Source organism: Stenotrophomonas sp. pho (assembly GCF_006228405.1).
GTDB lineage: Bacteria > Pseudomonadota > Gammaproteobacteria > Xanthomonadales > Xanthomonadaceae > Stenotrophomonas > Stenotrophomonas sepilia.
Map to the genome: position 1 here is coordinate 118,788 of NZ_CP029759.1, position 14,409 is coordinate 133,196.

Here is a 14,409-nt window from a genome sequence, read left to right on the forward strand (position 1 = left end):
CGCTGTTCAGCTGCCGGAGGGCAACCACAGCAGCAACGCAGCGCCCAGCGCGATGCGGTAGATCGCAAAGGCGGTGAACCGGTGCGACTTGATGTAGCCCATCAGCCACTTCACTACGACGAAGCCGGTGATGGCCGCGGCAAGGAAGGCCACGCCCACCTCGGTCCAGTTCTCGCTGCCCAGCTGCCCGTCCCTGGCCAGTTCCAGGAAGGTGTAGGCGCTGGCGGCGAACATGGTGGGAATGCCAACCAGGAACACGAACTCGGCGGCAGCGGCGCGGCGGCTCAGGCCCAGCAGCATGGCCAGGAAGATCGCCGAGGCCGAGCGCGAGGTACCGGGGAACACGCCCGCCACCACCTGCGCCAGGCCGACGCCGATCGCCACGATCCAGGTCACCTGGTCGCGGTCGGGCAGGCGCGCGGTGTAGGCCTCCACCAGCAGCATCCAGACGCCACCGATGATCAGTGCCCAGGCTACCGGGCTGACCGTCTCCGGCAGCGACCAGCCGGCCTTGCGCACCACCAGGCCGACCACGGCGGTGACCAGGAACGCAGCGCCCAGCTTGAACACGTACTCACGGTTCTCGCGTTGGTTCAAGCCGGTGGCCAGCTGCAGCAGGCGCTGGCGGAACACCAGCACCACGGCCACGATCGCGCCGGCCTGGATGACGATGTTGAAGAAGTCCGAGCGGGCACCCAGCCAGTGCTGGGCGATGAGCAGGTGGCCGGTGCTGGAGATCGGCAGGAATTCGGTCAAGCCTTCGAGGATGCCCAGCAGCAGGGCGGAGAGCAGGTCGGACATGGACGGTGCGGGCACGGGCGGCGGAAGGAAGGAGGTCGAGAGGATAGACGATCCCTGCTGCACCAAACGGGTGCGTCTGATGGCGGGTGCACCGGTTTGGTGCGCACCGTTCTGCACCGGCGCGGAGCAGCCATATTGAAATCAACAACTTGCGGGAATCAAAAAGTTGGCACGGTCATTGCTGTACCTCAGCAGGCATTCATCCCCATCCGAGGTCGTACCGATGTCCGTGGAAAACGTTGAGAAGCTGATCAAGGACAACCAGATCGAGTTCGTCGATCTGCGTTTCGTGGACATGCGTGGCGTCGAGCAGCACGTCACCTTCCCGGTCAGCATCGTCGAACCGTCGCTGTTCGAAGAAGGCAAGATGTTCGACGGCAGCTCGATCGCCGGCTGGAAGGGCATCAACGAATCGGACATGGTGCTGCTGCCGGACCCGTCCAGCGCGTACGTCGATCCGTTCTACGCCGATCCGACCATCGTGATCAGCTGCGACATCCTCGATCCGGCCACCATGCAGGCCTATGGCCGCTGCCCGCGCGGCATCGCCAAGCGTGCCGAGGCCTACCTGAAGTCCTCCGGCATCGCCGAAACCGCGTTTTTCGGCCCGGAGCCGGAGTTCTTCATCTTCGACTCGGTCCGTTTCGCCAACGAAATGGGCAACACCTTCTTCAAGGTCGACTCGGAAGAAGCGGCGTGGAACAGCGGCGCCAAGTATGACGGCGCCAACAGCGGCTACCGTCCGGGCGTGAAGGGCGGCTACTTCCCCGTCCCGCCGACCGACACCCTGCACGACCTGCGCGCGGAAATGTGCAAGACCCTGGAACAGGTCGGCATCGAAGTGGAAGTGCAGCACCACGAAGTGGCCACTGCGGGCCAGTGCGAGATCGGCACCAAGTTCAGCACCCTGGTGCAGAAGGCCGACGAGCTGCTGCGCATGAAGTACGTCATCAAGAACGTCGCGCACCGCAACGGCAAGACCGTCACCTTCATGCCCAAGCCGATCGTCGGCGACAACGGCAGCGGCATGCATGTGCACCAGTCGCTGTCCAAGGGCGGCACCAACCTGTTCTCCGGTGACGGCTACGGTGGCCTGAGCCAGCTGGCGCTGTGGTACATCGGCGGCATCTTCAAGCACGCCAAGGCCATCAATGCCTTCGCCAATTCGGGCACCAACAGCTACAAGCGCCTGGTGCCGGGCTTCGAGGCCCCGGTGATGCTGGCTTATTCGGCCCGCAACCGTTCGGCGTCGTGCCGCATTCCGTGGGTCTCCAACCCGAAGGCGCGCCGCATCGAAATGCGCTTCCCGGATCCGATCCAGTCCGGCTACCTGACCTTCACCGCGCTGATGATGGCCGGTCTGGACGGCATCAAGAACCAGATCGACCCGGGTGCACCGAGCGACAAGGACCTGTACGACCTGCCGCCGGAAGAAGAGAAGCTGATCCCGCAGGTCTGCTCCTCGCTGGACCAGGCGCTGGAAGCACTGGACAAGGACCGCGAGTTCCTCAAGGCCGGCGGCGTGATGAGCGATGACTTCATCGACGGCTACATCGCGCTGAAGATGCAGGAAGTGACCAAGTTCCGCGCGGCCACCCACCCGCTGGAATACCAGCTGTACTACGCCAGCTGACCGGGCGCGATGGCGGTGGGTCCCCCCTCCCACCCGCCGCCATCGCTTCCGTTCTCGCGGCTGGGGAGCCGCAAGGCGGGCGCAGGCCCGCCGTTGTAGAGCGGGTCGCTGGCCCGCTGCAGTACAGCGGACTGCCGGTCCGCTGAAACAGGGGCAAGAGAGACCGGATACGCGACCAGGGCCGCCCTCCCTCCCGCGTCGGTCGTGCAAGGAGAGAGGCACGGCCGTCCCGGCCCTGTACGTGTCCGGTGCAACAGCCACGGTCATCACCTGATGACCCGTGGTTGCCCGATGCCAACGCGCGCTGGCGCGCTGGCCCCATCCACCCTCGGGACATGCGCATGAAACTGATCTCCGCCATCATCCGACCGTTCAAGCTCGACGAGGTCCGCGAGGCCCTGTCCGATGCAGGCGTGTCGGGCATCACCGTGACCGAAGTGAAAGGTTTCGGTCGCCAGAAGGGCCACACCGAGCTGTATCGCGGCGCCGAGTACGTCGTCGATTTCCTGCCCAAGATCAAGATCGAAACGGTGGTCACCGACGAGCGTGCCGACGCGGTGATCGAAGCGATCCAGTCGTCGGCAGGCACCGGCAAGATCGGTGACGGCAAGATCTTCGTCACCGCCGTTGAACAGGTCATCCGCATCCGCACCGGCGAAATCGGTGCCGACGCGCTGTAACCCCCTTCCGGAGATTCCCCCCATGAAGATGCGCCTTCTCACCGGGTGGCAAGCCCGGTTCCACCTGGTGTGCCTGCTGATGCTGCTCAGCGCGCTGGCCGCCGGCGCCTGGCCTAGCAGCGCCCACGCCCAGGCCCAGGTCTCGCCGTTGCCCAGCGAAAGCGTGGCGGTCGAGCCGTTGCACGATCCGGCCGCCAGCGCCGCTGCGCCGGCCGTGGCCGAAGCGGCCGCCGCCTATGATCGTGGCGACGTCGCCTGGATGCTTACCTCCACGTTGCTGGTGCTGCTGATGGTGGTGCCCGGTCTGGCCCTGTTCTACGGCGGGCTGGTGCGTTCGAAGAATGTGCTGTCGGTGCTCAGCCAGATCCTGGTGGTGTTCTCGCTGGTGCTGCTGCTGTGGGTGGCCTACGGCTACAGCGCAGTGTTCAGTGCGGGCAATCCATTCTTCGGTTCGTTCACCGAATTCGCCTTCCTCAAGGGCTTCACGCCCGACTCGGTGGGCAACACGCCGATCAAGGGCCTGCCGGACTACCTGTTCGTCGCCTTCCAGTCGACCTTCGCCGGCATCACCACCGCGCTGATCGTCGGAGCCTTTGCCGAGCGCATCAAGTTCCGTGCGGTACTGCTGTTCTCGGCACTGTGGTTCACCCTCAGCTACATCCCGATGGCACACATCGTCTGGGGTGGCGGTTACCTGGGTGAACTGGGCGCGATCGACTTCGCCGGTGGCACCGTGGTCCATATCAACGCGGGCGTGGCCGGCCTGGTCGGCGCGTGGTTCGTCGGCAAGCGCCTGGGCTACGGCCAGACCGCGCTGAAGCCGCACAACGTACCGTTTACCTACATCGGCGCCATGCTGCTGTGGGTGGGCTGGTTCGGCTTCAATGCTGGTTCCGCCGCCGCCGCCGATACGGTGGCCTCGCTGGCCTTCCTCAACACCGTGCTGGCCACCGCTGCCGCGGTGCTCGGCTGGACGCTGGTGGAAGCGATCGGCAAGGGCAAGCCGTCGGCACTGGGCGCGGCCTCGGGTGCGGTGGCCGGCCTGGTCGGCATCACCCCGGCCTGCGGCACGGTCGGCCCGCTTGGCGCGATCGTGATCGGCTTCGTCGCCGGCGTGGTCTGCGTGTGGGGGTGACCGGCCTCAAGCGCCTGCTCAAAGTGGACGACACGGCCGACGTGTTCGGTGTGCATGGTGTCGGCGGCATCGTCGGCGCGATTCTCACCGGCGTGTTCAGTGCACAGTCGCTGGGCGGTACCAAGGCCGATCTGGATATCGCCCATCAGGTGTGGGTGCAGGTGGTCAGCGTCGGCCTGACCGTGGCGTGGTCGGCGGTGATGACCGCGGTCATCCTGCTGGTGGTCAAGGTCGTGGTCGGTCTGCGCGTGACCGAAGAGGCTGAACGCACCGGCCTGGATGTGACTTCGCACGGCGAGTCTGCCTACGAGGCCTGAGGCATGACGGGCGGCCCTGCGGGGCCGCCTTTTGCGTTTGGTCGGTGCCAGGCTTGCCTGGCACTGCTCCTGCTCTGGTGGGTGCCGACCGTTGGTCGGCACGGCCGGAGTGGCGCATCCACGCATGGCGTGGATCTACCGCATCCTCTCTGGTGGGTGCCAAGCTTGGTTGGCACGGCGGCATGCATCATCGGGCCTGATCGCGCACAATCGGGCCATGCACCCGATCCGCACGTCCCTGATGCTCTCGGCCTGCCTGCTGGTGGCCGCCTGCGCCTCCACGCCGCAGGAAACCGCAACCCGCTCGCCACCTGGGTGCCGTCACCCAACCAGAACGCGCGCACGCCGGTCATCATCGTCATCCACCACACCGAGCAGAAGTCGGTGCAGCAGAGCCTGCATACGTTGCGCACCGCCAACAGCGGTGGACCGGTCAGTGCGCACTACCTGATCGGCGCCGATGGCCATCGTTACCAGCTGGTCGCCGATGAGCGCCGTGCCTGGCACGCCGGGGCCGGGCGCTGGGGCACCATCACCGATCTCAATTCGGCCTCGATCGGCATCGAACTCGACAACGATGGCCGCAGCCCGTTCAGTGCGGCACAGATCGAATCGCTGATCGTGCTGCTGCGCGACCTCACCACGCGCCTGAACATCCCGCCGCGCCAGGTGATCGGCCATGCCGACCTGGCGCCGACGCGCAAGCAGGATCCGAGCCGCTTCTTCCCATGGCAGCAGCTGGCCGAGGCCGGCTTCGGCGTGTGGCCGCGCGCGGCCGATGGTGCCGCACCGGAAGGCTTCGATGGGTGGAATGCGCTGGCCCGCTTCGGTTATCCGCTCGACAACCGCGAAGCCACCGTCGCCGCCTTCCACCGCCGCTTCCGTGGCCGCGACGACCTGCCGAAGACGCTGGATGCCGAGGACGCCCGCATCCTGCATTCGTTGCTGCTGCAGATGCCGTGACCCCGCGCATGAACGCTTGACCCCGCGCTGGGTTGCCGCCCAGCGGCCGGCACTCCACCATGGCGGCATGATCGATTCCGCTACCTTCTTCAAGCGCATGCACTGGACCCTGTTGGCAGCGGTGGTGCTCGCAGGCTGCTCCACCACCGCTCCGCGCGCAGGCTCCGAAGCGCCCACGCCGACCTCGCCGCCGGCGGCCACTTACGCCAAGGTCGACTGGAAAGCCCTGCCCGCAGTCTCCGATGCTGATCTGCAGGCCGGCTTCGTGGCTTGGCGCAGCAGCTGCGCCCGCCTGAAGAACGACGCTGTCTGGGCCAAACCCTGCGCCACCGCCGCCGCGGTGTCAGACAAGGACCCGGCCGCGATCCGCCAGTTCCTGCAGCGCGACCTCGATGCCTACGCGCTACGTGCCGGTGGCCATCAGGCCGACGGGCTGATTACCGGCTACTACGAGCCGATCTACCCCGGCAGTCTTACCCGTACCGATAAGGCCACGGTGCCGGTGTACGGCACGCCGGATGATCTGGTGGTGGTGCAGCTGGAGAGCCTCTACCCGGAACTGAAGGGCAAGCGCCTGCGCGGGCGCGTCGAAGGCAAAGTACTCAAGCCCTATGACGACGCCGGCACCATCGCGGCCAAGGGCGCCAAGGCGCCGGTGCTGGCCTGGCTGACCGACCCCATGGACCTGCAGCTGCTGCAGATCCAGGGGTCTGGCCGCGTGCGCCTGGCCGATGGCAAGCAGGTGCGGCTGGCCTACGCGGAACAGAACGGCCACCCCTACCGTGCGATCGGCCGTTGGCTGGTGGACCAGGGCCAGCTGAAGAAGGAAGACGTCACCATGGACGCCATCCGCGCCTGGGCCCGGGCACATCCCGCGCGCGTACCGGAACTGCTGCGCAGTAACCCCAGCTACGTGTTCTTCGTGCGCAACCCGGACAGCCCGGAGGGGCCACGGGGTTCACTGAACGTGCCGCTCACTGCGGGCTACAGCGTGGCGGTGGACCGCACCGTGGTGCCGCTGGGCAGCCTGCTGTGGCTTTCCACCACGCGCCCGGACGGCAGTCCGGTGGTGCGCCCGGTGGCCGCGCAGGACACCGGCGGCGCCATCGCCGGCGAAGTGCGCGCCGACCTGTACTGGGGCAGCGGCGATGCCGCCGGCAAGCTGGCTGGCGACATGAAGCAGAAGGGCAACATCTGGATGCTGTGGCCGAAGGGCGTGCCCCTGCCCAACTGAACCGGCAAGGGTTGGATCCCTTCCAAAGGAAAGGGCTCTGACCCCGGATGCCTGATAATGGCGCCATTCCGCAATTTCCGGCCGCGCCTGCGGCCAGGGCTCCTGCAATGACCTACGCAAAGCACACCGCAAAATCCGGCGCGAAATCGGCCGCAAAGAAGTACTACAAGCACTGGGCCGAATCGGGCCTGGGCAAGGGCAATGTGCTGATGGAAGCGCGCGGCGAGAAGATCGTGCGGCAGGTGGAAATCTACGGGACCAAGATGGTCTGGGCCGACGAGCATGCCCACAGCGACGACCGCTTCCTGCTGGCCGACCAGCCAGTGTCGTTCCTGGATTTCGACGAGGACGACGAAATTTCCGCGCGTGAATTCGAAGCCGCCTGGAAGAAGGCACGGGAAGCCACCGGCTACCCGGTGTAATCCCCCGGCACCCGCCCTTGTAACGCCGAGCCTTGCTCGACGCCGCAAAAATCGGGCGCGTGAAATGTTATATGATTACATTTCACCGTATCCGCCCCTTCCCATGAAGACTCCTACCCTGGTGGCCGCCCTCGCGGCCGCACCGTTCGCCCCTGAAGCCTTCGCACAGTCGGCCGACGCCGCGCTCACTCTCGGCAAGGTGCAGGTGCACCAGCACGGCGAAGGCCAGCTCAGTGCGCATCAGGTACTGACCTCGGTGGATGTCCTGGGTGCAGACCAGATCGAAAACCGCAACGTCTCGCACAGCTGGGAACTGCTCGGGCAGATGCCCGGCATCCAGCTCACCGAAACCCGGCAGGGCGCCGAATCGGGCAAGGTCAGCTTCCGCGCCTTCAACGGTGAGGGCTACCTCAATGCCATCAAGACGCTGATCGATGGCATCCCCAGCAACGTCAACAGCGGCAACCAGCGCTTCATCGACATGCTGTTCCCGCTGGATATCAGCTACATCGAAGTGGTGCGCGGTACCAACGACCCGCGCTACGGCCTCCACAACATCGGCGGCAACGTGAACTTCGGTACGCGCCAGGGGGGCAGCTACACCGATGCGCGCCTGGCCTACGGCAGCTACAACACCCGTGATGCGCAGGTGGCGATTGGCCGCGAAGCCGATGGCTTCGCGCAGAACTATTTCGTCGGCACCCAGGCCAGCGACGGCTACCGCGACCACGACACCTCGAAGAAATATTCGCTGGGCGGCAAGTGGTTCTACGGCTCGCTGGACGACGGCCTGCGCGTGGGCCTGACCGCCCGTGCGTACCACCACGAAGCCGACGAACCCGGCTTCATGACCGCCGACGAGCTGCGCACGCACCGCCGTGGCAGCGAGCTGCGCAACGGCAACGATGGTGATGACCGCGACATGCGCCAGCTTGCCGCGCACTTGGACATGAAACTGTCCGACGCACTCACCCTTGGCACGCGGCTGTACTACAACCGCTACGAAGACGACCGCCGCGTGACCTTCAGCGACCTGCCCACCGGCAACCTGCCGCGCCAGCGCCGCGTGTGGGACGAGCGGCAGCATGGCCTGCTCAGCACGCTCACCTGGCAGGCCAGCCCCGCGCTTACTGTCGAGGGCGGCCTGAACTACGAGCAGCAGGACAACGGCTACCTCCGCGAGCGCTACGCCTACGCCGAACCCACTGATTTCAGCCAGCCGCCGGCGCGGGTGCAGAACAACGATCGCCACAGCTTCGACAACTGGGGCGCCTACGTGCAGGCCGTCTACCAGCCCGTCGAGGCCTGGAAGATCGTGCCGGCCTATCGTATCGATCGCTTCAGTGGCAGCACGCACCTGATGAACGGCGTCAGCGGCCGCCTGCAGGACTACGGCAGCATCGGCCAGCCCAAGCTGAGCGTCATCCACAGCCTGGGCCAGACCACCCATGTCTACGCGAACTGGGGTCGCACCTTCCAGGTACTGACCGGCTCCACCGCACCGGCCTACCTCACCCCAGGGCAGGCACCGATGCAGCCGTCCACCAACACCGGCTTGGAGCTGGGCCTGAAATTCCAGCCGTTCGCGGGCAGCCAGGCACGCCTGGCGGTGTGGCAGCAGGACGCGGAAAACGAGGTGTCCAACATGCCGGCCACCGGCACCACGGTCACCCTGGGCAAGACCCGCCGGCGCGGCGTGGATGCGCAGCTGAGCCTGCAGCTGGGCGAAGACTGGACGGTGTGGGCGTCGCACGCCTACCAGGAAGCGAAGATCACCCGCGACGACCGCGATGCCAGCATTTCACTGCAGGGCCGCGAAGTGGCCGCCACCCCGCGCCATATCAGCAACCTGGGCGTGGATTACCGCGCCCGTGATGCGCTGCGGTTGGGCCTGCAGGCACGTGCACAGGGCGATTACTACCTGGAAGAACGCAACGTGGCCGGCAAGTTCGGTGGTTTCGCCGTGCTCGACCTCAGTGCTGCCTATCAGCTCACCCCGCGTTTCAGCGTGGACCTGCAGCTGAAGAACGTGACCGGCCGCGAGTACGCCTACGCCTGGTACGACAGCTTCTTCTGGGACAGCGCCCGCCCGATGTTCTCGCCGGCGCCGGGCCGCAGCGTGTTCGTCGGCCTCAACATGAAGCTGTAACCGGCCACGCATGTGGTCGTGGTCGAGCTTGCTCGACCTGCGGCAGGGGTCAGAGCCCTTTCCAGGCGGAAAGGGATCCGACCCCGGACCCCGCAGCGCATGCGGTCAGATCCCTTTCCGCGAGGAAAGGGCTCTGACCCCGAACCCCGCGTTTTGCACTACATTGGTGCAATGTCCGACCCCTCTCCCCCGCCGTCCCTCGATGCCCTGGGCACGCCGCTGGCCTGGGCCGGGGCCGATGGCTGCATCGCCGGCTGCAATCCGGCGTTCGCCCGCTGGCTGGGCGTCAGCGCCCGGCGACTGCTGGGTCGCCCATTGGCCGCGCTGGAAGTGCAGGGCGAGGCACTGGCCCATTTCCTGGCCCGCGATGAGCGCGACAGCCTGCGCCTGAACCGGCTGGCGCTGGCGGTGCCCGGCGAAGCGCCGCGCTTCGCCGAGGGCTGGATGAGCCGCCGCGACGATGGTGGCTGGCTGCTGGAGGCGCATCCGGTCGATGAATTCCCCGGGCTGGACCCGACCCAGGCCCTGCCCAGCGCGCTCAGCGCGGCGCTGAAGGGCTTGGCCCACGAGCTGCGCAACCCGCTGGCCGGGTTGAAGGGTGCGGCCCAGCTGCTGGCCCGGCGCGCCGCACAGCGCGAGGCCAGCGAACGCGAGCTGATCGAGCTGATCGGCTCGGAGATCGAACGCCTCAACGGCCTGCTCGACCAGCTGCTGTCGCCGGCCCCGGCCGCACCGCACGCCGAACTGAATATCCATGCCGCGCTCGAACGCGTGCTGCGCCTGGCCGAGAACGAGGCCGGCTGGGCGGTACGCCTGCAGCGTGACTACGACCCCAGCATTCCCGAATTCCATGGCGATGCCGACCGCCTCACCCAGGCGGTGTGGAACCTGGTGCGCAACGCAATCCAGGCCGGTGCCGGCAGCATCACCCTGCGCACCCGCGTGGAGCATGGCGTGCGCATCGCCGAGCAGCTGCACACGCTGGCGTTGCGCCTGGAGATCGCCGACGACGGCCGTGGCGTACCGGAGGAACTGGCCGAACACCTGTTCCTGCCCTTGGTGAGTGGCCGCGCCGAAGGCACCGGGCTGGGTCTGGCGCTGGCCCAGCAGGTGGCGCGCGAGCATCGCGGCACGCTGACCTACCGCTCGCGCCCGGGCCATACCGTGTTCACCCTGCTGTTGCCGATCGGCAACGGCGCCGCCCCGGCCGAGGAGGCCCCGCGCGATGTCTGAGTCCCCCACCACCGCGCAGCGCATCTGGGTGGTCGATGACGATCGTGCCGTGCGCTTCGTGCTGTGCACCGCGCTGCGCGAGGCGGGCTACCAGGTTGTCGATTTCGACAGCGCTGCGGCTGCCCTGCAGGCCTTGGGCGAAGGCGCGCCGCCGGCGCTGCTGTTCACCGATGTGCGCATGCCTGGCGACGATGGCCTGGTGCTGCTGGACAAGCTCAAGGCCGCGTTGCCGCAGCTGCCGGTGGTGGTGATGTCGGCCTATACCGATGTCGCCAGCACGGCCGGTGCGTTCCGCGGTGGCGCGCATGAATTCCTGTCCAAGCCGTTCGATCTGGACGATGCGGTGGCACTGGCGCAGCGGGTGTTGCCGGCCGTTGCACCGGCACTCGCGGCACCCGCACCTGCGGCGGAAGCGCATAGCGACCAGCCGCCGCAACTGGTGGGTGATACGCCGCCGATGCGCGCGCTGTTCCGCGCCATCGGTCGCCTGGCGCAGGCACCGCTGGCGGTGCTGATCACCGGCGAGACCGGCACCGGCAAGGAGCTGGTGGCCAATGCGCTGCATCGCGAATCACCGCGCGCGCTGGGTCCGTTCGTCGCGCTCAATACCGCTGCAATCCCGTCCGAGCTGCTGGAAAGCGAGTTGTTCGGCCACGAGGCCGGTGCCTTCACCGGTGCGCAGCGCCGCCACATCGGCCGCTTCGAGCAGGCCAACGGTGGCACGCTGTTCCTGGATGAGATCGGCGACATGCCGTTGCCGCTGCAGACCCGCCTGCTGCGTGTGCTGGCGCAGGGTGAGTTCTTCCGCGTCGGTGGCCGCGAGCTGATCCGCGTCGACGTGCGCGTGGTGGCCGCCACCCACCAGGATCTGGAGGGACTGGTCGCGCAGGGGAAGTTCCGCGCAGATCTGCTGCACCGCCTGGACGTGGTGCGCCTGCAGCTGCCGCCACTGCGCGAGCGCCGCGAGGACATCGCACAGCTGGCCAGCACCTTCCTGGCCGCCGCCGCACGCAGGCTGGACACGCCACCGAAGCGCCTCACCGCCGCAGCGCTGCAGGCGCTGCGCGAACACGACTGGCCCGGCAACGTGCGCGAGCTGGAGAACGTGTGCTGGCGGATGGCCGCGCTGGCCGCCGCCGACACCATCGGCGTGGCCGATGTCGATACCGCGCTGAACCGCGCGCGCGGGCGCCGCAGCAGTACCAGCGCAGCCGATCCGGGGCAGTGGGAAGCGCTGCTGGCCGAATGGGCGCGCCGTCAGCTGGCCGAAGGCGTGGAAGGGCTGCACGCGCAGGTGCGCGAGCGGGTCGACCATGCCCTGCTGGAGGCCGCGCTGCAGATCACCCACGGCCGCCGCGCCGAAGCCGCTGCCCGTCTCGGCCTCGGCCGCAATACCCTTACCCGCAAGCTGGGCGCCGGGCGCCGTCGCGGGGGCCATTGAACGGTCCCTGCACGCGATCCTCGCACCGGCTTGCCGAACCGTTGATCGTTCATGGACGATGCAATGCTTAGTGTCACCTGCAAGGAGTCTTCGATGCGTCTGTCCTTTGCCATCCTGCCGTTGTCCGCCGCCGTGCTGCTGTCTGCCTGTGGCAGTGCACCGAAGAAGGCCGAACCCACGCCGCCACCGCCGACCGTGGTCAGTGCTGCGAAGCAGGGCGAGGCCAATCTCGCGCCGGCCTCGGCCAGCATCGTCAGTGGCCGCATCGCGCTGATGGTGGAGCCCGGTGGCATCCACATCACCGGCCTGGTCGGTGGCCTGCAGCCGATGCAGCAGGCCGGCTTCCACATCCATGAGCGCGGCGACTGCAGTGCGGTGGATGCCAGCAGTGCCGGCAATCACTTCAATCCCGGTGGCGCTGCGCATGGCCGCGCCGGCACCGGCAAGCACCACCTGGGCGACATGGACAATCTGCGTGCCGATGCCCAGGGCCGCGCCAACGTCGATATCCACGTCAAGGGGGTTACCCTTGGCGGAGGCGCCGCCACCGATATCGCCGGACGCGCACTGGTCGTGCATGCCAACGCCGACGACTATCGCAGCCAGCCCGCCGGCAATGCCGGCGTCCGCATCGCCTGTGGCGTGATCCGGGTCGTCCGCTGATCACTGCAGGCATCATCGAGGGAGAGATTCCAATGCGTCTGATCCACACTTCGCTGTTTGCGGCCATCGCCGCGCTGGGCCTGGCGGCCTGCAACCAGCAGCCCGCCGCGCCGCAGACTGAAACCCCGCCGGCCGCGCCGGCCGACGGCGCCACCACCGAGCCGGCTGCAGCCCCGGCACCGGCGGCGGCACCGACGGGCGATGCTTCGGCAACGGCCGAACTGGCACCGACCCAGGGCAACGAGACCAAGGGCAGCGTCACCTTCAAGGTGGTTGATGGCAAGGTCCACGTGACCGGCCAGATCACCGGCCTGAAGCCGGGCAGCGAACATGGCTTCCACATCCACGAGAAGGGCGACTGCAGCGCGCCGGACGGCATGAGCGCCGGCGGCCACTTCAACCCGGGCAAGCAGGATCACGGCAACGTCGCCACCGATCCGCACCACGGCGGCGACATGCCCAACATCAAGGCCGACGACAAGGGCGTGGCCACCATCGACGGTCCGGTCTCCAGCAACGTCAACATCGGCAAGGGTGATGACTTCGACATCATCGGCCGCGGCCTGATCGTCCACGCCGACGCGGACGACTACAAGACCCAGCCGACCGGCAACGCCGGCGCGCGCCTGGCCTGTGCGGTGATCCAGAAGGCCCCGTAAGAAACAAAGAACGCCGGCACAAGCCGGCGTTTTTCCTGATGGGTAGTGCCGGCCGCTGGCCGGCAATCACAGATCCGGAGGGTGCCGGCCAGCGGCCGGCACTACCCACATATCACCCGGATCAGCGCGCCAGCAGTTCGCGCGCGTCCTGCCCGGCCTCGCAGTGCACGAACAGTACCGGCACGCCATGTGCTTCCAGCACCGCGGCCATCTGTCGCTGGCGCATCAGGAACTGCTCGTAGATGCCCTTCAGGCGATCGCAGTCGTTCTTGCTGTGGCTGTAGTGCGCGCACCAACCGGCCGGGTCGAACAGCGCCATGCGTGCTTCGCCATGCGTATAGCGCAGCAGCGGCTCGGGCGCGGCATTGAGCCACTCGTCCTCGCCCGGCGCCATGATCGCGGTCTCGATCAGCGGCCACAGTGCGGCCAGGCCCTGGTTGTCGTACTGCATCGACATCATCGCGGCCAGGTCGTTCACGGTGAAATAGCGCGCGTGCTCGATGCGGGCACCGAAGGTGTTCTGCGCCATCAGCGCGGTGTCGGCGTGCGCCATGCCGTTGGCCAGCAAGGTTTCTTCCAGCGCATCGGCGACCGCGCTGGTGGTGGCCACGTCGCTGCCGGTCAGCAGGAACGGCACCACGCGCAGGCCACCGCCCACCAGCGTGGCATCGGCCTGGAACGGCAGTGGCACGTCACCTTCGGCATCGGTACCGAAAGCCAGCAGGCGCGGGCCCTGGTTGCGGCCCGGGGCACGCATCTGCAGTTCTTCCAGGCGGCGATGGATCGGCGAGCCCGGACGCAGCACTTCGGCCGGGTCGAAATGCGCGGCGGCGAACACCAGGTCCAGCTCGGCCACCTGTGGCACCAGCTTGGCCAGGTCACGGCCGACGCGTTCGGCCAGTTCACCGGCCTGTTCAGCGCTGAGCACCGCCTGGCGGGGGATTTCGCCGCCGGCCAGTTCCAGGGCCAGCACGCCAAGGGCATTCATCGCGGGGTCGGGTTTGCTCATGGTTCCACGGTTGGCCCATCACAGGGCGGCAGCTACACTTGGCTCCATTATGCCTGCTCCGTCGTGCAGG

The 14,409-nt window shown here is 67.5% G+C and carries 11 protein-coding genes and 2 pseudogenes; 11 read left to right on the forward strand and 2 right to left on the reverse strand.

Annotated features, from left to right (window positions below; genetic code table 11):
- Nucleotides 1–6: 6 nt before the first annotated feature.
- Nucleotides 7–801: an undecaprenyl-diphosphate phosphatase gene (locus tag DL544_RS00510; protein ID WP_139726579.1), complete on the reverse strand. Its 795-nt coding sequence runs from the start codon at nt 799–801 to the stop codon at nt 7–9.
- Nucleotides 802–1,024: 223 nt separating this feature from the next.
- Between DL544_RS00510 and glnA the strand changes: the two genes are divergently transcribed.
- The 11 genes and pseudogenes from glnA to DL544_RS00570 all read left to right on the forward strand — a co-directional run bounded on the left by glnA (nt 1,025) and on the right by DL544_RS00570 (nt 13,330).
- Nucleotides 1,025–2,434: a type I glutamate--ammonia ligase gene (gene glnA / locus DL544_RS00515; protein ID WP_005420964.1), complete on the forward strand. Its 1,410-nt coding sequence runs from the start codon at nt 1,025–1,027 to the stop codon at nt 2,432–2,434.
- 341 nt (nt 2,435–2,775) lie between these two features.
- Nucleotides 2,776–3,114 carry a P-II family nitrogen regulator gene (locus DL544_RS00525; RefSeq protein ID WP_004134334.1) on the forward strand — a complete coding sequence of 113 codons (339 nt, stop codon included), beginning with the start codon at nt 2,776–2,778 and terminating at the stop codon, nt 3,112–3,114.
- 22 nt (nt 3,115–3,136) lie between these two features.
- A pseudogene (gene amt / locus DL544_RS00530) lies at nt 3,137–4,566 on the forward strand (ammonium transporter).
- 217 nt (nt 4,567–4,783) lie between these two features.
- Nucleotides 4,784–5,511: pseudogene (locus DL544_RS00535) on the forward strand (N-acetylmuramoyl-L-alanine amidase); the annotation flags it as partial.
- Nucleotides 5,512–5,596: 85 nt separating this feature from the next.
- On the forward strand, nt 5,597–6,763 hold the full coding sequence (mltA, locus tag DL544_RS00540) for a murein transglycosylase A (protein ID WP_065196051.1): 1,167 nt from the start codon (nt 5,597–5,599) through the stop codon (nt 6,761–6,763).
- A gap of 107 nt (nt 6,764–6,870) precedes the next feature.
- Nucleotides 6,871–7,185, forward strand: a complete 315-nt coding sequence (locus DL544_RS00545) for a hypothetical protein (RefSeq protein WP_005420957.1) — start codon at nt 6,871–6,873, stop codon at nt 7,183–7,185.
- A gap of 103 nt (nt 7,186–7,288) precedes the next feature.
- Complete coding sequence (locus DL544_RS00550) at nt 7,289–9,334, forward strand: TonB-dependent receptor (RefSeq protein WP_139726580.1); 2,046 nt, start codon at nt 7,289–7,291, stop codon at nt 9,332–9,334.
- Between the two features lie 171 nt (nt 9,335–9,505).
- On the forward strand, nt 9,506–10,567 hold the full coding sequence (locus DL544_RS00555) for a two-component system sensor histidine kinase NtrB (protein ID WP_005420952.1): 1,062 nt from the start codon (nt 9,506–9,508) through the stop codon (nt 10,565–10,567).
- Complete coding sequence (ntrC, locus tag DL544_RS00560; protein WP_139726581.1) at nt 10,560–12,008, forward strand: nitrogen regulation protein NR(I); 1,449 nt, start codon at nt 10,560–10,562, stop codon at nt 12,006–12,008. The genes DL544_RS00555 and ntrC overlap by 8 nt, the downstream gene beginning before the upstream one ends.
- Nucleotides 12,009–12,101: 93 nt before the next feature.
- Entirely contained in the window at nt 12,102–12,671 is a 570-nt protein-coding gene (locus DL544_RS00565) for a superoxide dismutase family protein (RefSeq protein ID WP_065178703.1), read from the forward strand.
- A gap of 32 nt (nt 12,672–12,703) precedes the next feature.
- Nucleotides 12,704–13,330 (forward strand): superoxide dismutase family protein, encoded by a 627-nt coding sequence (locus DL544_RS00570; protein WP_053497798.1) that lies wholly within the window; start codon nt 12,704–12,706, stop codon nt 13,328–13,330.
- A 121-nt stretch (nt 13,331–13,451) separates the two neighbouring features.
- Here DL544_RS00570 and DL544_RS00575 read toward each other — a convergent pair whose 3' ends face one another.
- On the reverse strand, nt 13,452–14,339 hold the full coding sequence (locus DL544_RS00575) for a hypothetical protein (protein ID WP_139726582.1): 888 nt from the start codon (nt 14,337–14,339) through the stop codon (nt 13,452–13,454).
- Nucleotides 14,340–14,409: the final 70 nt, after the last annotated feature.